This is a genomic window from Amycolatopsis sp. FU40 (assembly GCF_021903635.1).
GTDB lineage: Bacteria > Actinomycetota > Actinomycetes > Mycobacteriales > Pseudonocardiaceae > Amycolatopsis > Amycolatopsis dendrobii.
Genome location: NZ_CP091381.1, coordinates 5,519,566 through 5,537,674 on the forward strand (window position 1 = coordinate 5,519,566; position 18,109 = coordinate 5,537,674).

Consider the following 18,109-nt stretch of genomic DNA (forward strand, 5'->3'; position numbering starts at 1 on the left):
CCTTTCACCGAGCAACGCATCGCACCGCAAGCATGCGCCCTCGCGACACCCAGCGCCCCGCACAGCTCAGGCGAACTCGCCCTTCGTCAAGCGCCTGGGCTCAGCCAATCCACTCGCGGGCGTCGCGGAGCAACCCGAGCATTCCGGAGACCAGCCGCATCTGGTCCACCGTCCTGATGTCGGCTTCGAGCAGCTTCGGAGAGCACACCAGGACAGCGACGGACTGCGCGCGGGAGAGAGCGACGTTCAACCGGTTACGCGACAACAAGAAATCAAGGCCTCGCGGCAAGTCTACCGCCGAAGAGGACGTCATGGTCGTCACCACAACGGGTGCTTCTTGACCTTGGAACCGGTCCACTGTGCCGACCCGGACGTCGCCGAAGCCAGCGTCGGACAGTGCGCGCGTTACCACTCGCGCCTGGAGGTTATACGGGGCTACGACAAGGAAATCGGCATCAGTGAGCGGCCGGCCTTCCCACGAACGGCCGTGCAGCGACTTGATCACCGACACTACTTGCTCAGCTTCCTCCACCGAGCGCGTGGTGTTCCCGCGATGCTCGACCGATGCCAGATAGAGACCTGACGGAAAACCGTCGATCGAACGTTCCGCGGTGGGATGCGAATGCAGCAGGCCCGCGTACGACAGGGTGGAAACCGGCGCGCAGACAGCGGGATGCATGCGGCGGGTCAGGTCGAGGAAGTAGCCCAGTTCCGCCGGAATGATGTCCGCTTCGCCGATCAGGTGCCCCAGCGCCGACGCCTCCGCACCGGCCGGGTGCGTGCCCTGCACGACCTGCGGCAGCTGTTGCGGATCCCCCAGCAGCACGAGGTTTTTCGCGCACATCGACACCGCCAGCGCGTCCGCGAGAGCGAACTGGCCGGCTTCGTCGATGACGAGAACGTCGAAGGGTTGCTCGCGCACGGCAGCGTTGGCGAAGGTCCACGCCGTGCCGCCGACCAGATGGCCGGTGTCGTGTTCTTCACGCCAGCGTACCAGCGCTGTGTTGTTTTTCGGCTGTTCCCAAGGCAACGACGGATCCGGCGTCCGCTTCGCGCGCTTGGCGCAGGCCATCTCCGGCGCGTTCTCCATGGCCGCCGAAAGGACGTTCTCAACCGCTTTGTGGCTGTTCGACGTGACGCCGACGGTCCGGCCGGACCGCACCAGATGCGCGATGAGTTTCCCGGCCAGGTAAGTCTTTCCGGCCCCGGGCGGGCCCTGGACGGCGAGCACGGAGCCGTCGAGCTGATCGACCGCGGTGATCACCGTGGCGACCAAATCCTCGCCCGGTTCGGGCAATCCGCCGCGCAACCGGGGGATGCGGCGCAGCAGATCGACGCCGGGGTGTGAGGGCAGCGCGGGCAGTGTTTCCCCTGCCAGACGGGCGAGATCGGCTACCGCCTCGTCCTTCGGCGACGGACGGACCGGGCTGCCCGGCAGGACCGCCGCGGGGAGGTCATTGGACGTCCGGTCCGGGGCGCTGCTCTCCTCCAGCGTCACTTCGACGGCGGTCGCGGACACGACTTTCGCGTCGCGCGCATCGGCGCCGTAGCGCAAGCGCACGTCGTCACCGGGAGCGTACGGATGCGGACGGTCCGGGTCGCACCTCACGACCAGCGTGCGTTTCGCAGTGCGCAACCGGCCGGACGGCGGGACCCACTCGCCCGCGGTCACCGACACCGGCACCGCGCAGGTTGTGTCCACTTCGAGGTCGCTGATCGGGGCCGCCAGCTGGCGGAAGAACTCCCACCAGGCCGGGTTCGTCTCGCGGCGGTGGTAGCCGACGGATGCGGCCAGCAGCGCGCGGGCGCGGTCGTCGGGAGTGAAATCCGCGGGGTCGTCGGGGAGGCCGTCCAGGAGCGGGTCGACCAGCGCGGCCATCGCGGCGGCGCGTTCGGCGCGGCGCTGGGCGGCTTCCTCTTCTTCGGTGCGGCGAAGCAGAGCGTCCACTTCGGACTCGGGATCCGGCTCGGCAAGGTCGATTCCGGCTTCGACCCGCACGCGGTGCAGGAATTCGTGCAGGCGCAAGGTGGAGACGCAGTCGTACTCGTTGTAGTCCGCGATGCCGCGCAGCACTTCGTCGGCCTGCTCGGTGTTTCCCGCGGAGGAGAGCGTCAGGTAATCCTCGTACGCCTCGATGCTCGACGCCGCCGTTTTCACCTCGCCAGCGCGGGCTTCCGGCATGTACAGTGGTTCTAAATACTTGATCGAATACGACCGCTGTCCTACCCGCAAAGCCTTGCGTACCACGGCATACAGGTCGATCATCGCGCCGCTGCGCAGCAGTTCGTCCACGGCTTCCTCCCGCGTGCCGTGGACGGCGGCGAGCCGCTTGATCGCCGTGACCTCGTACGGCGCGTAGTGGTAGACGTGCGCGTCGGGGTGTTCCGCGAGCCGTGCGGTGGCGAAGTCGACGAACTCCTCGAACGCTCGTTTCTCCTGCGCGCGCGAGTGCGCCCAGAACGGGGTGAAGCGCTCGTCCGGGGTGACCGCGCCGAAGAGGTACTCCAGGCCGGTGCCGGCCAGGGCGTACGGGTCGCCTTCCATGTCGAAGAAGACGTCGCCGGGGCTGGCTTCGGGCAGTTCGGCGAGCGCGTCCGGCGCGATGATTTCGTAGGCCAGCTCACCGGTTTCGTCCTGCCGGACCTGGATCGCGGCCTGCGCGCGCAACGAGGCGAATGTGCCCTCGGACATGTCGCGCGGACGGTCGGCCGGTTCGGCTCCGGCGAGCGCGTCGATGGTGCCGAGCCCGGCGGTCACCAGCTTGCGCCGCTGCTCGCTGCGCATCCCGGCGACCAGCGACAGGTCGCGGTCCGCCTCGCGCGCGGACGAACAGTGGTCGGCGAACGCGCATCCGGTGCACGCCGGACGCTCGTCTGCCCAGATGCGGTCGGGCAGCTGCGGCGGACGGTCCTCCAGCCGGTCGCGGAGCCGGTCCACGAGCGGGAGGAAGTCGTCGACGCGGAGGCTGCGCGTGCTGCCGTCGCCCAGCAGCAGGTGCATCTCCGGCCCGGCGGGCCAGCCGCCGCGGCGCAGAGCGTCGGCGTACGCGGTGAGCTGCACGACCGCCGACGGTTTGGCGTGCCGGGCGAGCTTCGTGTCGTAGACCTCGTAGCGGCCCTGGTCGTCACGCAGAAGGAAATCGGCGCGGCCGGAGAACTCGCCGTCGTGGAACACCGCCTGGTAGATCACCGGCGCGCCCGCGCGCAGCGCTTCCTCGGTGGCCTTCGCCGCGACGACCGGATCGTGCTCCTCGATCTCGACGACCTGCGTCCGCTCGCTGCGCAGGCGTCCGAGCGTGGCCGCTTCGTGCGCCCGCCCGTGCTTCACCGCCAGCCGATCGGGTGCGGAAGTGGGCCGCGGCGCGCCGGGTATCCCCGCCGCCAATGCCTGTTTGAGGATGCTCCGGTGCTCGCATTCGAGCAGGTCAGCGAGATCAGACGGCGTGTACATCGCCCGGCAGTCTGTCACGGTCGGCGGAGGGCTCTGGCGAGGCGGGTGCCGACACGCCGCCCGGAATTGTCGGTGGCGGGTGGGATGATCTTGGAGTGGGCGGGAACGGGTGCGATGGGAGGTGCGAGCTGGGGTTTTGGGAAATTGGAGGCGGACTGGTGATGCCGGCGGCTGGAGGTGCAGCTGGATTGGCGGGCTCCCGGTGAAGGCGGGTTTGGGGTGACGGGCTCTGGTTTGGAGTCAGTGCTTAGTGGCGTTCGGTGAGCTGCTCGCTGCGGCGACCTCACAGGCTGGCCGTGACCTCGCAGCCTGGCAGTGACCTCGCAGGCTGGCCGTGACCTCGCAGCCTGGCAGTGACCTCACAGCCTGGCACCTACCTCACAGCCTGGCAGTGAGCTCGCAGGCTGGCAGTGAGCTCGCAGGCTGATAGTGAGCTGCGGGGTTGCCGGTGAGGTCGTTCGGCGGGGTGCACACCGTCCCGACGGCCTCGGCAGAGCGTCGACGCACGGCCGCTAAGGCGCGGACCGGCCGAGCACGCCCGAGAGCAGGTCCTCTCGGGCCGCGACGCGCCTTGACCAGCGCGGGCGGGTGGTCCGGGTCCTGCGACGCGCGGGCCGGTGACGTTGTCGCTCGCGTCCGCTGAGTGCTCGCTATCGCGACAGCCTCGTCAGGAAGGCCGCCGCGAGACCCGCAACAGCCGGACCAGCGACGCGGTCGATCAGTGCTGCGGGGTGCGCGCCGCCCCGGCGGCCTCGCCCCGCGCCGGCGGGCGGCGTGAGGTCCTGCGACGCGGAGGCCTGTGACGCGGTCGATCCCGCTTGCTGTGCGCAGGACCCGGCAGCCGCGGCACAGCAGCCGACACGAGGCCTGCGACACGCGAGTCGCGGACATCGTCGACCACGTGCTGCCGAGCGCGCCACCCAGACGGCTTCGACAGAGCTACCAACGCGAGATTCTGCGACGCGCGGGCCAGCGATGCCATCGTCCGCATGCTGCGCGGTGCGCGCCACCCGACTGCTTCGGCCGGGCGGCGCGCGGTCCCGCTACGGCGTCGGGCGGCCTAGCAACCGCTCGAGCCACGACTCGCGAGCCGCGACGCAAGCTTGGGCCAGTGCGGATTCTGGGGCGAGGTCGTAGAAACCGTGGAACGCGCCGCCCCAGACGTGGAGTTCCGCGTTGCCTCCTGCGGCCCAGATCGCGCTCGCGAAGGCGACGTCCTCGTCTCGGAACACCTCTGCCGCGCCGACGTCGATGAAGGTTGGCGGGAGGCCGCTCAGGTCGGTTGCTCGTGCGGGGGCTGCGCAGGGCGAGACGTCGGCAGTCCCGCGGCGGTCGCCGAGAACTGCTGTCCACGCGGTCAGGTTGCTTGCCCGGTCCCAAACGCCGGTGCCGTCGTACTGGTGAGACGACACCGTCTCGTTGCGGTCGTCGATCATCGGGCATTGCAGCAGCAGGCCGAGCAGCGCTGGGGTGCCGCGGTCGCGGGCCAGCAGCGCGGTGCCTGCGGCTAGTCCTCCGCCGCCACTGCCGCCGAACATCACTAGGCGCTGGGGGTCGAGGCGCAGGATGTTCGCGTTGGCGACCGTCCAGCGCAGGCCCGCGTAGCAGTCCTCGACGGGCACCGGGTCGGGATGTTCCGGGGCCAGCCGGTACTCGACGGTGACGGCGACCGCGTCGTACTTCAGTACCCACTCGATCAGCGGGGCCGCTCCGGCGAACCGATCCCCCATCACCATTCCGCCGCCGTGGAGGAAGTAGATGCCAGGGCCGGGGGTTTCGTGGTCCACGCGGGACAGGACGGAGATCTCGATCTCCGCGCCGTCGTAGCCGGTGATCGTGTGGTGCGCGCAGTGGACCGGGCGGGTGCCGATTTGTTCTTCGATGCTGGGGAAAGGGAGGTTCCGGTAGTGCGGCAAGCGGTCCGCGGTCATGCCGACCGGCGCGTAGCCGTCGAGCGTCGGCAGCACGGCGGCGAGTTCTGGGTCGAAGGGCGGACGCGGCGAATGGGGCGTCATGAGTGCTCCTGGAGGTCATCGTTCCCCTTCGGCGGCGACCAGCGCACAGCGGAGCGCGCGTCGGGGCGCGAAGGGGGAAATCGGTGGGAAAGAGTCGTGCCAGGGCACCGTCGGCCGGTACGCCGCCGAGAGCCCGGCGGCTAGCCTCTGTCCACCTCGATGAGCATGCGACGAGATTACCCTGCTACGGGGGCATCCGGGGCCAAGTTATCGAAGAGTGCACCTGAGTTCGTTGTCTGCCAAGGACATCGCGGAGGCTTTCGCAGCTGGCCGAGACGAGGCTGGACAGTGCAGAATGGAAGCCGTGACAGTCGTTTTGCCCATTCCCCGGACCGCAGCCGCGCCTGCTCTGCGATTGCGTCCGTGGCGGGCGGAAGATCGGCGGGCGTTGGTCGACGCCCATCGTGACCCGCTGTTGCGCCGACGGTTGACGACGTCCCTTGCCAACGACGCCGAGGCGGGGCGGTGGCTGGACGCGCAGGCAGCCGGCTGGGACACCGCTACGCAGTTCAGCTTCGCGGTGGTGGGCGACGACGACACACCTCTCGGGCACGTCGTCGTGAAGGTTCGGGACGCTGGCACCGCTGAGGTCGGCTACTGGACGGCTGCCCAGGCCCGGGGTCGAGGCATCGCTGCCCGGGCACTGGAAACCACGTCGCGGTGGGCGCTCGACACGCGGCGGTTGAGCCGTCTGGACTTGCTGCACGCCGAGGACAATCCGGCGTCCTGCCGGGTCGCGGAGAAATGCGGCTACGTCCTTGACGAACTGCTGCCGCCCGCGCCGCCGGACTTCCCGGTCAGCGGGCACCGGCACGTACGCGCCCCTGGCCGCTGACTGCTACCCGTTTCTTGCCTCGGCGGGGCGGGCAACGGGCACATACCGGGCGAGCATGATCGTCGGCGGCGAATGGCACCACTCATCGCCCGGCCCCGGTCGCGGCTCATCAGGGTGGCGAGACGGGCCGCCGCTCAGCACGCCGACGAGACCCAGTTGCTACCCCAGCTCCTCTCGTCGGCGAGACAGCGCAGCAGTCTCCGCGGTATTGCCCGCCAGCTCGATCGCGCGGTCGTAAGCCGTCCGCGCCTCGTCATTGCGGCCTAACCGGCGGAGCAGGTCAGCGCGAGTGGCGTGGTACGGGTGATATCCGGCCAACCGGTCCCCCAGCCGCTCGACCGACTCCAGCGCCGGCTCCGGGCCGTCGAGTTCGGCGAGTGCGATGGCGCGGTTCAGGGCGACGATCGGCGACGCGTCGATGCGGACGAGCTGGTCGTAGAGGGCGAGGATCTGCGACCAATCGGTCTCCCGCATGTTCCGCGCGGACGTGTGCACGGCGTTGATCGCGGCCAGGATCTGGTACCGGCCCGGAGCGACCCGGGTGGCGAGGCGTTCGCGCACCAGGCGGTGGCCTTCGGCGATCAGCGGTGCGTCCCAGAGAGCACGGTTCTGTTCGTCCAGGGCGACCAGTTCGCCGTCGGCGGACACCCGGGCCGGGCGGCGGGCTTCGGTGAGGAGCATCAGGGCCAGCAGGCCGGTCGCCTCGCCGTGGCCGGGCAGCAGGGCGCGGACGAGGCGGGTCAGCCGGATCGCTTCGGCGGTCAGGTCTTGGCGCACGGGGCCGGTGCCGGGGCCGGTGGCCAGGTAGCCCTCGTTGAAGGTCAAGAACAGCACGGCGAGGACGCCGGAGACGCGAGCCGGCAGGTCTTCGGCGGAGGGCACTCGGTACGGGACGCGGGCGGCCTTGATTTTGGCTTTCGCGCGTGTGATCCGTTGTCCCATAGTGCTTTCCGGCACCAGGAAAGCGCGGGCGATCTCGGGCACGGTCAGGCCGCCGACCATGCGCAGGGTCAGGGCGACCCGAGATTCGGCGGCCAGAGCCGGATGGCAGCAGGTGAAGATCAGGCGGAGGCGGTCGTCGTCGATGAGGTGGGGAGGCGTGGTGTCGTGCACCGGCTGGGCCTCCCGTTGCTTGTCGTCGCGTTTGTTCTCGCGGCGGATGCGGTCGATGGCTTTGCGGGTGGCGGTGGTGGTCAGCCAGGCGCCGGGGCTGGGCGGCACGCCGTCGGCGGGCCACCGCTGCACCGCGGTCGCGAACGACTCGGCGGCGGCTTCTTCGGCGATGTCCAGGTCGCCGAAACGCTTGGTCAAACCGGCGACCACCCGGGCCCACTCCTCGCGGTGGGCGCGGGTGATCGCCTCCCGGACGTCGCTCACCGGAACGGTCGCACCTCGACCTTCCGGTTGCACGCCTTCGAACCCTCGGCGGCGAGGGTGAGCGCCACGTCAAGATCCGGGGCCTCGATGACCCAGAAACCGGCCAGGTATTCCTTGGACTCGAGGAACGGGCCGTCGGTGACCATCCCCGCCGCGTCCCGGTTGTCGATGACGGTCGCGGTTTCCGGCGCGGCCAGGCCGCCCGCGAAGACCCAGTGATTGTCCGTCTGGAGGCGCTCGTTGAAGACGTCGATCGCCGCGTCTTCCTCCGGCGTGGCGAGCGTGGCCTGGTCGTGGACCACGGAAATCAGGTACTGCATCGCAGGATCCTTTCTGAGGTCAGCGGCCCGCGTACTGCGGACGCCCGGCGGGGCGCCAGACCTGCGTCGTCACGCCCTTCGTGTCCACGCGCGACTCAATCAGATCCAGGGCCAGATCCGGGCCGTTCCGCGGGAAAAGCCGCTTGCCCTGTCCGAGGACCACCGGGATCACGAGCAGGATCATCTCGTCGACCAGGCCCTGTTCCAGCAGCCACCGGACCAGGGTGCCGCTGCCGTGCACCTGCAGTTCGCCGCCCGGTCCGGCCTTGAGGTCCGCGACGGCGCTCGCCAGGTCGCCGGGCAGGACGCTGGCGCCGGACCAGGCCGGGGCGGCGAGCGTCGTCGAGGCCACGTATTTCGGCCGCTCGTTCAGTGCCCGCAGGATGGGTTCGCGGCCGGGGGAGGCCGCGGCGCTCATCGAGCCCCACGAGCCCGCGAACAGGTCGTACGTCCGCCGGCCGAACAGGAACGCGTCAGCGCGCTGGTAGGTCTCGTTGATGAACGCCAGCGTGTCCTGATCGCCCTTCCCCCACGCCCATCCGCCGCGTTCGAATCCGTTCCGGCGGTCCTCGTCGGACGCGCCGCCGTTGCCTTGAACGACGCCGTCGACGGTCAGCTGGGTCACGGTCGTGAGCTTCATGGTCGCGGTTCCTTCGCTTCGGTGCCGCCCCTCGCGGGCGGCTTCACCACTGCTACGAACACCGGCGACCCGATCCGACAACGCGGCCAGAAATCTTTGAAAGAATCTTCAGCCGCGCGTCTCCAGCCAGGCCGCGACGGAGCGGACGAAGCCGTCGACGCTGGTCAGCGGCTTACCGGTGAAGACCGCGTGGAGGTGCTCGACGCCGATCGGGTCGTTCCAGGCCTGTGCGCGGCGGTAGGTCTCCTCGTCGGTGGCTGCGCGGAGCACGTCCCAGCCGTGCCAGGTCGCGACTAGTGCGGCGTCGATCGCTGGGTCGGCCAGGGTCGCCAGGTCCCAGTCGAGGACGCCGGTCAGCTTGCCGTCCGCGGCGAAGTGGACGTTGCTGCCGCCGAGGTCGCCGTGGACGAGTCTCGCGGGGACGTCTTCGAGCGCGAGCAGCGTGTCGAGCCGTTGCCGGACGTCGTCCTGCCGCCTCGCCGGCAGCCGGGGGATGACGTCGTGCAGGATCGCCGCCCAGTCCAAGCGGCGCGGGCGGTGGAGGACGGCTTCGAGTTCCGGCGAGATCTCGACCTCACGCAAGGCGGCCAACAGCGGGCCGAACGCTGCCGGGTCGCCGACGCCTTCCGGGAGTCCCTCGCCGTCGATCCACGAAACCGCGACGGCTGCGCGGTCGCCGAAGGCGGTGACTGGAGTCAGCGGCTCCGGCACGGCGAAGGGCAGCCCGGCTGCCGCGACCGCGCGGAGGATCTCGGCTCGGCGAGGCAGTTCGGCGGCGGAATCGGGACGCTTGCCGATCCGGACCGCGGCGACGCCGGGCAGCAGCACGACGTGGTGCATATTCCCTTGCGCGGCAAGGCGAGCAGAGCCGATCGGGGCGTCGGGGAGGAGTGCTTCGGCGATTTCCAGCAGGTCAGCGGGGACCGGTTGAGGCATGCCGCGATTCTGCACCTCACCGGCGCGGCGGCAACGGCACCACGTCCAGGTCGCGAGCCACGTGGATCTCGCCGTCGAACACTTTCGCGGCCTCGTCGCGGAACCGGTCCGCCTCCTCGTAGGGGTAGCGCTGCGAGAAGTGCGTCAGCAGCAGCTCCCGGGCACCCGACTCCGCGGCGAGCCGCCCGGCGTCGGTGCTGGTCAGGTGGCCGTAGCGGTAGGCAAGGTCGGCGTCGTCGGCGCGGAAGGTCGATTCGGCGATCAGCAGGTCCGCCTCCCGCGCGCAGGCGAACGCGCCCGCGCACAGACGCGTGTCCATCACGAACGCGACCACCTGACCCCGGCGCGGCACGCTCACGTCCTCAAGCCGCACCACGCCGGTCGCGGTTTCGAGTACGCCGTCGGCCTGGAGTTTTCGCACAGCGGGACCCTGGACGCCTGCCGCGGCGAGCGCGTCCGGCAGCATCCGGATCCCGTCCGGTTCGGCGTAGCGGTAGCCGAAGCAGTCGATGCGGTGTTCCAGCGGGTACGCCGACAGCGCGCCGCCGAGCGGGCCCGGCGCGGAGATCGGCAGCGGGACCAGTTCGGCGCGTTCGTGGAACGACGTCGAGTGCCGCAGCCGGTCGAAGTACTCCTGGCCGGACGCCGGGTAGTGGCAGCGCACGGGATGCGGGACGCCGTCCAGGGACAGCCGCTGGATGAGGCCGGCGAGGCCGAGGCTGTGGTCGCCGTGGAAGTGCGTCACGCACAGGTGCGTGAGCTCGCTCGCCGTCGCGCCGGCGTACATCATCTGCCGCTGGGTGCCCTCGCCCGGATCGAAGAGGATGCCGTCGGTGTCGAAGCGCAGCAGGTAGCCGTTGTGGTTGCGGTGCCGGGTCGGCGTCTGGCTCGCCGAACCCAGCACGACTAGCTCGCGTCGGGACATGACGATCATCTTCGCGCCGCGCCCGGGCGCGGCGCCACCGAAATGAACTCCGCGGAAACGGTGGCGGCCGTCCGGGATGAATTTCCGGACGGCCGCCCTCAATTATCGCCGAATGAATTCGTTCGATCACTTTCCGCGAATTCGATCTTCAGCCCGCCCCGGGAATTGCCAGCGTTTCCCGATACCAGTTCCGGGATTGGGCCATCCGGACGCGCAGTCCCGGTCCCGGGGATACTCCGGCGGTCTTCCAGACCCGTTCGCTGTCGTACCAATGGTCCCGGGTGAGCAGCGACCATTGGTGCTCGCTGAGCCAGGGCGTGCGCGCCCGGTGCTCGGCGAGCGGCAGATCAGAGTCGGGAACCCGCAGGTCAAGCATGGTGCAGACGGCTTCGAGCAGTTCGCGCATCCGCACCGGTCGCGGGTCGGCCACGTGGAACACCTCGCCGGGGCTGCCCAGTGCCGGGTCCAGCGCGAACGCACTGAGCACGGCAGCGAGATCCCACGACGAAACCACTGACGTCCGAGCCATGCCGCCCGCGGCCCACGCCGGCACCGCCCGCAGCCACTTCACCAGCGCCGGGACCACGTGCCGGTCTCCGTCGCCGTACACCAGGTGCGGCCGCAGGACGATCCCGCCCGCGGCGCGGACCTGCTGTTCTCCGGCCAGCCGGGTGCGGCTGGTGGCCGAGGCGGGCCCGAGGTCGAGCATGTCCTCGGGCTCGCCTCGATGCTCGCCGTCGCGGTAGACCGCGCAGGTGCTGAGGTACACGACGCGGCGCGTGCCCGCGCGGTGCGCCTCCGCGAGCAGCCGGGTCGTGCCGCGGTCGTTGACCTCGGCGCATTCCTCTTCGGCGCCGCCGATCCGGGACGCGGCGTGCACGAGCGTCGCGACGCCCGTGCACGCCCCGGCCAGCCCGGCGGCGTCGGTGAGATCGCCTCGGTGGATCCGCGCGCCGGATCGCGTGATCCACTCCGGCACCGCACCGCGCGCCAGCACCCGCACCGCGGCGCCGCGGGCGAGCAATGCCCGCAGCACCGCCGAACCGATGAACCCGGTCGCTCCGGTGACGAGGATTTCCCCGGTCGTACTGTCCGCCCCCAGGCCGGCAGTCATGACCTGCGCATCGCCAGGATGCCGGTGGCGGCCGCGCGGCCCTTCTGCTCCAGGACCACCCGCACCACGCGGCACCCGTCCGCGTCCGGTTCGAGTTCGTCCGCCACCAGCAGGCATTCGGAGTCGAACTCGACGTAGGCGGAGAACTCGAAATCCGACCGCAACGGCAGCGCGTGCGGATCTCCGAGCGTCAGCAGCGCCGCCTGCCGCGCGCCCTCCAGCAGCACCATGCCCGGGACATGGTCCACCGAGTGGTCGAACAGCACCGGGTGGTCCGGGTCGAACTGCAGCGACCAGGCGCCCGGCGCCGCGGTGTCCGCGACCAGCACGTCCTCCTCGCGGTCCCGGCCGACGAGCACCGGGTCCACCGTGGGCAGCGCACGGGCCTGGAACGGCGTCGCCGCGAAGTGGTCGCCGCGCAGCCGGCGGTAGACCGCCGGGGACACGCAACGCCAGGTTTCCGAAGCGGTGCCGACCAGTTCGTCGTCGCGGAAGCAGCCGAACTCGGTCCGCATGCCGACGAGATTCTTGCCGCGGAACACCGGGTCGTGCGCGCTCGCCCGCAGCACCACGTCGATCGGCCGACCCTCGGTGACCAGCCCTTCGGGGGTGATAGAGCTGGTCTTCCAGTCGGAGATGAACGCGTTGCCGAGCGAAACGCCGTAGGCGCGGTGCGCGATCAGCAGCGACGCCTGACGGGTGGTTTCCGCGTACAGCATGGGGTCGTGCGACCCCGGGGTGCGCGGGCCGAAGAAGCCGTGCCGGCGCGGCCACTGCGCGCCGACCTCGAACTGCCCCTCGCCCACGATGTTCAGATCGGTGACGAAAACTTCCGAGACGGCCGCGCGGTGCACGAGATTGCGCGGGATCGTCTGCTGGAAGTCGACCGGACGTCCGCCCGGCGAACTTTCGCCATCGGTGATGAAGGTTCTTCTGACAGACTCCTCTAACAACGTACCGACCATGTCGGTCCTCCCAGAAAAAAGAACTTCCCCAGTACCCCCACAACATTTTTAGCGGAAACGGGCGGACAAAACCATACCTACCTACCGGTTTTTTTCTCTGGCTCCGATGGCCGGGCCGGAGGTAGACTGGCGTGTCAGCGTGGCCGGTCCGGGCCCGCGGCTTCCCGAAAGGAGTGTGCGCAGTGGCTCGCCAGGAACGCGCGGAGCAGACCCGCAAGGCCATCCTCGACGCAGCCGCGTCCAGGTTCGACGCGGTCGGCTTTCTCGGCGCGAGCCTGTCGGACATCCTCGCCGAGGCCGGGGTGACGAAGGGCGCGCTGTACTTCCACTTCAAGTCCAAGGAAGAACTGGCGGACGCGCTGATCCGCGAGCAGTTCACCGTGTGGGACCCGCTGGCCGACATCGACAACCCGGGGCTGCAGACCGCCATCGACCTCACCCAGAACATGGGGCACAGCCTGCGCACCGACGTGCGCGTGCGCGCCGGCATCCGGCTGGTCATCGAGCAGGGGTCGTTCGTCACCCCGGCCGCGAACGCCTACAAGCAGTGGATCGACACCGTGCACGGCCTGCTGCTCGCCGCGAAAGCGGCGGGCGACGTGCGGAAAGACGTCAACGCGCACGATCTCGCGCAGTACGTCGTCGCGTCGTTCACCGGGAGCCAGCTCAGCTCGCAGGTGCTGACCGGGCGGACGGACCTGCACGAGCGGATCACGTTCATGTGGCAGACGATCCTGAACGCGGTGGTCCCGCCGCGGCGGCTGCACAAGTTCGATCCGGCGGGGACTCCTCCCGACGACGCCGAGTGAGGCCTGGACCGGCCAGGGAAACCGGACGGTCGGTCGGCTTGGCGACCCTGGGCGAATATGGTGCTGCGCAACAGGTTTCGGCGGGCTAGGTTCGCTGGGCCGCGCAACTCGCGATAAACAGGGCGGCCGGTCGGTCTGCTTGACGAACGCGCTGCCGCACCACGGGCTTCGGCGGCTCGCGCCGCTGACAGGGCGGATGGTCGGACTGCTCGGCGAATATGCCGTTGCGCAACGGACTTCAGCGGCTTCGGCTGACTGGGCTCACGGCAAAGCAGAGTGCCCAGCCAGCTCGAATCCCTCGCAGCGCGGGTACTTCTCGACTTCGCGGCGCGGCTGGCGCAGCCGCTCAGGTGCCCGTCGCTTCAGCAGCGGTCGGATCGGCCGGTTGCGCGGCCTCGATCACGCGCCACAGCTCGGAAAGCGTGCTCACCAGATCCGTGCCCGCCGGGATGGTGCCGCTCGCCGCCGCCGATTCCAGGCCCACGCAGGTCACCACGACCAGCAGCGCCGCCATGTCCGGGCGGACGTGCGGGCTCAGTTCCCCCGCCCCGTGCGCCGCGGCGATGTGTGCGCGCACCTGGCCCAGCCACGCGCGGACGAAGGCCACGAACCGCGGGTCGTTCGAGCCCATTTCGCGGGCCAAGCGGAAGCTCGCGCCCACTTTGGCGTCCTCGGCGAGCCAGCCCATCAGCGCCCGGCTCAGGTCGGCGAGCCTGCGCAGATGCGGACGGCGCCCGCGGGCTCGCGCGACGTGCCCGTGCAAGACCGCGACGGCCGCCGACTGCACCTCGTCGCAGATCTCGTCCTTGGACGAGAAGTGGAAGTACAGGCCGCCCTTGGTCACGCCCGCCTCGCGGGCGATGTCCACCATGCTCGTGGCCGCGTAGCCGTCGCGGTGCAACAGTGCCGCCGCGGCGTCCAGCAGCAGGAGCCTGGTCAGCTCCGCACGGGCCTGTTTAGTCACCGTCTTCCCCATCGTCTCGCGCCGGGAACGGCACACGGCGTGCGTTCCGGCCGTTCAATCATGACATACCGACCGCCCGGTTTACCAGAGTTCATGGCCGATTACCTGGCAACACCGCCCTGTTCAAGATCGAAACAGACCAACCTCCCGGTTTTGTCTTGAAAACCGACCTCCCGGTTTGCTATGGTCCAGTGGTGGACCCGGCTCGGACCGGCAGGCAGCGGCGCTGGGGGCGCCGCCGGACGGGTCCGGCGCGAGAGACACCGGAGGGCAGTCATGCTGAACTACGAAATCCTCGGACAGATCAGAGTGAGCGGCCGGCCCGGCGTCTGCGCCCCGCGGGCCCGCAAGATCGAGACCTTGCTGTCCGTGCTGCTGGCGAAGAACAACCAGGTCGTGACCGCTGAGCATCTGATCGGCGAGATCTGGGGCGAACATCCGCCGGCGCGGGCGAGCGCGGCGCTGTACGTGTACGTGTCGCAGCTGCGGAAACTGTTGCGCGGCACCAGCAAGGACGCGGAAGAGAGCCCGGTGGTCACCAGTCCGCGGGGGTATTCGCTGCACGTCGGGATCGACGAGCTTGACGCCGACCGGTTCACCCGGCTGTACGAGCAGGGACGGACGTTGCACTGGGACCGCGGCTACGGGCAGGCGGCGAAGGTGTTGCGGGAGGCTACGAATCTGTGGCGCGGGGCGGCGTTCGGCGGGTTCACCGACTCGCCGGATGTGCAGGCTTATGCCACGTTGCTCGAGGAGAGCCGGCTTGGGTGTCTCGAGCTGCTGATGGAGACCGAGCTGCTGATCGGGCGGCATCGCGAGGTCGTCGGGCAGTTGTCCGCGCTGGCGAAGGAACATACGCTTCGCGAGACGTTCACTGAGTATTTGATGACGGCGCTGGCCCGGTCGAACCGGCGGGCTGAGGCGTTGGAGACGTTTGCTTCGGCTCGGCAGAATTTGGTGCAGCAGCTGGGGATCGAGCCGGGGAGCTCGTTGCGGAAGCTGCATCACAGCATTCTTGTCGGGGAGATGTCGGACGCGGTCTGATCCTGATCGCGGCCGATCCGGCCCGGTCCTTCCGTCATGAGCGGGGGGCCGGGCCGTTTTCGTGCGCGGGCGACGGTGGGCGGGGTGGGTGAAAAGCCGTGAGGGGAACCCTCCGGGACGCTGAGTCCCTCAGGATTCCCCTCACGGCACCCCTCAGCTGCGGTAGACCGAGACTACGAAACCGCCGCACGTAACGGGTTCTCCGTACCAGCCGCCCCACCGGCTGTCCAAGGCCAGGCCTGCCAGTTCGGCCATCAGGTCCAGTTCGGCGGGCCACACGTAACGCAGGGGCAGCGACGCGTCGGTCAGGTGCACGATCTGCCGGACGTCATCTACCGCGCGTACGCGGGCGTCCGCGGTCCAGCAGGCCGGATCCGGGTGGCGGCCCTGCACGACGAGTGCGCCGCCGGGGCGCAGGAGGCGGCTGTAGCGGCCGATCGCGCGCAGCTGGTCTCGCTGGTCGGGCAGGCGGGACAGCACGTCCGCGCCCAGGTAGCCGGCGTCGAAGCGCGGGCCGGGTTCCAGGTGGACCTCGTAACCTTCTCCGGCCAGTGCGTCCGCTACCGGGCCGCCGCCGGGGACCAGGACTCTGCCGGAGCCGCGGCGCCGCGATACGCGGTCGGCCACTTCGGAGAGGAACGCGACCGCGCCCGCGGGGTCGTCCGCCAGCGGGGCCAGCCACGCGGCCACGGGATCGACCGGCTTTTCCATTACCCGGGTCGGCATTGCCGCCACCTCACTTCACGCAGTGGTCCTCTCTACTCCACAGAGAGTGCCGGAGCGATCTAAAGCGGATCTAGCGGAATCGGGGTCCCCTAGGCAAGCCTGAAGGGCGACCCGCGGCGTGCGGGTCGCCCTTCAGCGGTGAAAAGCGGTTCAGCCCTTGGTGCGCCGGTTGAACTTGCGCACCGCGAGGAACGAGGCCGCGACGGTGATCGCGCCCCACCAGACGAGCGCGAGCCACGCCGTGCCGCCCGCGGGGGTGCCGTTCATCAGTGCCCGCACCGCGTCCATCAGCACGGTGAACGGCTGGTTGTCCACGATGACCCGCAGCACGCCGGGCATCGCCTGGGTCGGCACGAGAGCGCTGGAGGCGTACGGCACGAACACCAGAATCATGCCGAGACCGCCGGCGCCCTCAACGGTCTTCGAGATCGAGCCGAGCAGCACTGCCAGCCAGAAGACGCCTGCCGCGAACAGGACCAGGAGACCGATCGCGGCGAGCCAGCCGAGCGCGCTGCCGCCGGGACGGAAGCCGATCGCGAAGCCGATCGCCACCATGATCACGAACGACACCAGGCTGCGCAGCATCCCGGCGGCGACGTGGCCGACGAGCACGGCCGGGCCGAACATCGGCATCGAGCGGAAGCGTTCCACGAGGCCCTGGGTGAGGTCCGCGGCGACGCCGACGACCGTGGTGGTCGAGTTGAAGCCGATGCTGATCGCCAGCAGGCCGGGCACGAGGTAGTCGATGTAGGCCATGCCGGGCACGTTGATCGCGGGCCCGAACATGAAGCGGAACAGCAGCAGCAGCACGACCGGCAGCGACACCGCCTGCAGCAGCATCTCCGGGTTCCGCGTGATGTGCTTGACGTTGCGCCCGATCAGCACGCGGAAGTCGGACAGCACCGAGGCCAGCCCGGCGCTTTCGGGCGCCGCGGGGATCTGCGCCCCCTCGGTTTCCCTGGACAAGGTCTGGGTCATCACTTCGCTCCCGCGGTTGAGGTGAGGGTGTGGAACACGTCGTCGAGCGTCGGTTCGGACAGCTCGATTCCGCCGGGTTCGAGCCCGGCGTCGGCGACCCGGTTGAGCGTCGCCCGCACCTGGCCGGGGTGGTCGATCGGGACGCTGACCGTCTCGTCCAGCAGCACGCCGCCGGTGACCTGCTGCGCGCGGCCCGCTTCGGCGACCGACGTGAACGTCAGCTTGAGGCGTTCGGTGCCGACGCGGCGCTTGAGCTCGGTCGCGGTGCCCTCGGCGACGACGCGGCCCTTGTCGATGACCGCGATCCGGTCGGCGAGCTGGTCGGCCTCGTCGAGGTACTGCGTGGTGAGCAGGACCGTGGTGCCGCCGTCGAGCAGCTTGCGGATCGCGTCCCACATCGCCGAGCGGCTGCGCGGGTCGAGACCCGTGGTCGGCTCGTCCAGGAACAGCACCGGCGGCGACGTGATCAGGCTGATCGCGAGATCCAGCCTGCGCCGCATGCCGCCGGAGTACGTCTTGACCGGGCGCTCCCCCGCTTCCACGAGGTCGAACTGCGCGAGCAGTTCGGTGGCCCGCTCCTTCGCCCGCGCGGCGGGCAGGTGGAACAGCCGCCCCATCATTTCCAGGTTTTCGCGTCCGGTGAGCAGTTCGTCGACCGCGGTGTTCTGTCCGGTGAGGCCGATCTGCTCGCGGACCTTGCGGGTGCGCTTGGCGACGTCGTGCCCGTTGACGGTCACGGTGCCGCCGTCGGCCTCCAGGAGGGTGCTGAGGATCCGCACCGTCGTGGTCTTGCCGGCGCCGTTGGGGCCCAGCAGCGCGAACATCGTGCCCCGCTCGACGCTGAGGTCGACGCTCTCCAGGACGTCGACATCGCCGTAGGACTTGCGCAGCCCCCGTGCTTCGATTGCGTAGCCGGTGACCATCGGGTTACCTCTCCTCGGTTCGGTCAAGCGGGGAAACTGTCGGGATCAAGTGGGCCACAGCGGCCGCGAGAGCGGCAATACCGGCCG

Annotated in this window: 16 protein-coding genes; 3 read left to right on the plus strand and 13 right to left on the minus strand. The window is 69.8% G+C overall.

Annotation, left to right across the window (positions count from 1 at the left end; genetic code table 11):
• Positions 1–100: 100 nt before the first annotated feature.
• Positions 101–3,451 carry a TM0106 family RecB-like putative nuclease gene (locus L3Q65_RS26215; RefSeq protein ID WP_237596923.1) on the minus strand — a complete coding sequence of 1,117 codons (3,351 nt, stop codon included), beginning with the start codon at positions 3,449–3,451 and terminating at the stop codon, positions 101–103.
• Between the two features lie 1,043 nt (positions 3,452–4,494).
• The gene (locus tag L3Q65_RS26220; RefSeq protein ID WP_237596924.1) at positions 4,495–5,466 is read right to left on the minus strand and encodes an alpha/beta hydrolase; all 972 of its coding nucleotides are present in this window, start codon (positions 5,464–5,466) and stop codon (positions 4,495–4,497) included.
• A 304-nt stretch (positions 5,467–5,770) separates the two neighbouring features.
• Between L3Q65_RS26220 and L3Q65_RS26225 the strand changes: the two genes are divergently transcribed.
• Complete coding sequence (locus L3Q65_RS26225) at positions 5,771–6,301, plus strand: GNAT family N-acetyltransferase (RefSeq protein ID WP_220507163.1); 531 nt, start codon at positions 5,771–5,773, stop codon at positions 6,299–6,301.
• A gap of 159 nt (positions 6,302–6,460) precedes the next feature.
• Here the strand turns inward: L3Q65_RS26225 and L3Q65_RS26230 are convergent, their stop codons facing one another.
• The 7 genes from L3Q65_RS26230 to L3Q65_RS26260 form a co-directional block, all read right to left on the minus strand.
• Positions 6,461–7,678, minus strand: coding sequence for an RNA polymerase sigma factor (locus L3Q65_RS26230; protein ID WP_237596925.1), 1,218 nt, complete (start codon positions 7,676–7,678; stop codon positions 6,461–6,463).
• The gene (locus tag L3Q65_RS26235; RefSeq protein ID WP_182891258.1) at positions 7,675–7,998 is read right to left on the minus strand and encodes a YciI family protein; all 324 of its coding nucleotides are present in this window, start codon (positions 7,996–7,998) and stop codon (positions 7,675–7,677) included. Before L3Q65_RS26235 ends, L3Q65_RS26230 begins: the two co-directional genes overlap by 4 nt.
• Positions 7,999–8,017: 19 nt before the next feature.
• Positions 8,018–8,638, minus strand: coding sequence for a dihydrofolate reductase family protein (locus L3Q65_RS26240; protein WP_237596926.1), 621 nt, complete (start codon positions 8,636–8,638; stop codon positions 8,018–8,020).
• 108 nt (positions 8,639–8,746) lie between these two features.
• A complete protein-coding gene (locus L3Q65_RS26245) occupies positions 8,747–9,574 on the minus strand; it encodes a phosphotransferase family protein (protein WP_237596927.1) in 828 nt (275 codons plus the stop codon).
• A 16-nt stretch (positions 9,575–9,590) separates the two neighbouring features.
• Positions 9,591–10,499 (minus strand): ribonuclease Z, encoded by a 909-nt coding sequence (locus L3Q65_RS26250; protein WP_237596928.1) that lies wholly within the window; start codon positions 10,497–10,499, stop codon positions 9,591–9,593.
• 148 nt (positions 10,500–10,647) lie between these two features.
• A complete protein-coding gene (locus L3Q65_RS26255; RefSeq protein WP_182891254.1) occupies positions 10,648–11,613 on the minus strand; it encodes an NAD(P)-dependent oxidoreductase in 966 nt (321 codons plus the stop codon).
• On the minus strand, positions 11,610–12,566 hold the full coding sequence (locus L3Q65_RS26260) for a ScbA/BarX family gamma-butyrolactone biosynthesis protein (RefSeq protein WP_237596929.1): 957 nt from the start codon (positions 12,564–12,566) through the stop codon (positions 11,610–11,612). Before L3Q65_RS26260 ends, L3Q65_RS26255 begins: the two co-directional genes overlap by 4 nt.
• Before the next feature lie 194 nt (positions 12,567–12,760).
• Here L3Q65_RS26260 and L3Q65_RS26265 point away from each other — a divergent pair, with 194 nt between their 5' ends.
• A complete protein-coding gene (locus L3Q65_RS26265) occupies positions 12,761–13,387 on the plus strand; it encodes a ScbR family autoregulator-binding transcription factor (RefSeq protein WP_182891252.1) in 627 nt (208 codons plus the stop codon).
• Between the two features lie 346 nt (positions 13,388–13,733).
• Here the strand turns inward: L3Q65_RS26265 and L3Q65_RS26270 are convergent, their stop codons facing one another.
• A complete protein-coding gene (locus L3Q65_RS26270; protein ID WP_237596930.1) occupies positions 13,734–14,351 on the minus strand; it encodes a ScbR family autoregulator-binding transcription factor in 618 nt (205 codons plus the stop codon).
• Between the two features lie 276 nt (positions 14,352–14,627).
• Here L3Q65_RS26270 and L3Q65_RS26275 point away from each other — a divergent pair, with 276 nt between their 5' ends.
• Complete coding sequence (locus tag L3Q65_RS26275; protein ID WP_182891250.1) at positions 14,628–15,395, plus strand: AfsR/SARP family transcriptional regulator; 768 nt, start codon at positions 14,628–14,630, stop codon at positions 15,393–15,395.
• Between the two features lie 153 nt (positions 15,396–15,548).
• Here the strand turns inward: L3Q65_RS26275 and L3Q65_RS26280 are convergent, their stop codons facing one another.
• The 3 genes from L3Q65_RS26280 to L3Q65_RS26290 all read right to left on the minus strand — a co-directional run bounded on the left by L3Q65_RS26280 (position 15,549) and on the right by L3Q65_RS26290 (position 18,022).
• Positions 15,549–16,121 carry a hypothetical protein gene (locus L3Q65_RS26280; protein WP_237596931.1) on the minus strand — a complete coding sequence of 191 codons (573 nt, stop codon included), beginning with the start codon at positions 16,119–16,121 and terminating at the stop codon, positions 15,549–15,551.
• Positions 16,122–16,271: 150 nt separating this feature from the next.
• Positions 16,272–17,099, minus strand: coding sequence for an ABC transporter permease (locus L3Q65_RS26285; protein WP_237596932.1), 828 nt, complete (start codon positions 17,097–17,099; stop codon positions 16,272–16,274).
• Positions 17,099–18,022 (minus strand): ATP-binding cassette domain-containing protein, encoded by a 924-nt coding sequence (locus L3Q65_RS26290; protein WP_237596933.1) that lies wholly within the window; start codon positions 18,020–18,022, stop codon positions 17,099–17,101. Before L3Q65_RS26290 ends, L3Q65_RS26285 begins: the two co-directional genes overlap by 1 nt.
• Positions 18,023–18,109: the final 87 nt, after the last annotated feature.

Excerpts from the sequence above, each read along its gene's own strand:
- L3Q65_RS26215 (WP_237596923.1), bottom strand. The coding sequence starts at position 3,451 with ATGTACACGCCGTCTGATCTCGCTGACCTGCTCGAATGCGAGCACCGG.
- L3Q65_RS26220 (WP_237596924.1), bottom strand. The coding sequence starts at position 5,466 with ATGACGCCCCATTCGCCGCGTCCGCCCTTCGACCCAGAACTCGCCGCC.
- L3Q65_RS26235 (WP_182891258.1), bottom strand. The coding sequence starts at position 7,998 with ATGCAGTACCTGATTTCCGTGGTCCACGACCAGGCCACGCTCGCCACG.
- L3Q65_RS26240 (WP_237596926.1), bottom strand. The coding sequence starts at position 8,638 with ATGAAGCTCACGACCGTGACCCAGCTGACCGTCGACGGCGTCGTTCAA.
- L3Q65_RS26245 (WP_237596927.1), bottom strand. The coding sequence starts at position 9,574 with ATGCCTCAACCGGTCCCCGCTGACCTGCTGGAAATCGCCGAAGCACTC.
- L3Q65_RS26250 (WP_237596928.1), bottom strand. The coding sequence starts at position 10,499 with ATGTCCCGACGCGAGCTAGTCGTGCTGGGTTCGGCGAGCCAGACGCCG.
- L3Q65_RS26255 (WP_182891254.1), bottom strand. The coding sequence starts at position 11,613 with ATGACTGCCGGCCTGGGGGCGGACAGTACGACCGGGGAAATCCTCGTC.
- L3Q65_RS26275 (WP_182891250.1), top strand. The coding sequence starts at position 14,628 with ATGCTGAACTACGAAATCCTCGGACAGATCAGAGTGAGCGGCCGGCCC.
- L3Q65_RS26280 (WP_237596931.1), bottom strand. The coding sequence starts at position 16,121 with ATGCCGACCCGGGTAATGGAAAAGCCGGTCGATCCCGTGGCCGCGTGG.
- L3Q65_RS26285 (WP_237596932.1), bottom strand. The coding sequence starts at position 17,099 with ATGACCCAGACCTTGTCCAGGGAAACCGAGGGGGCGCAGATCCCCGCG.
- L3Q65_RS26290 (WP_237596933.1), bottom strand. The coding sequence starts at position 18,022 with ATGGTCACCGGCTACGCAATCGAAGCACGGGGGCTGCGCAAGTCCTAC.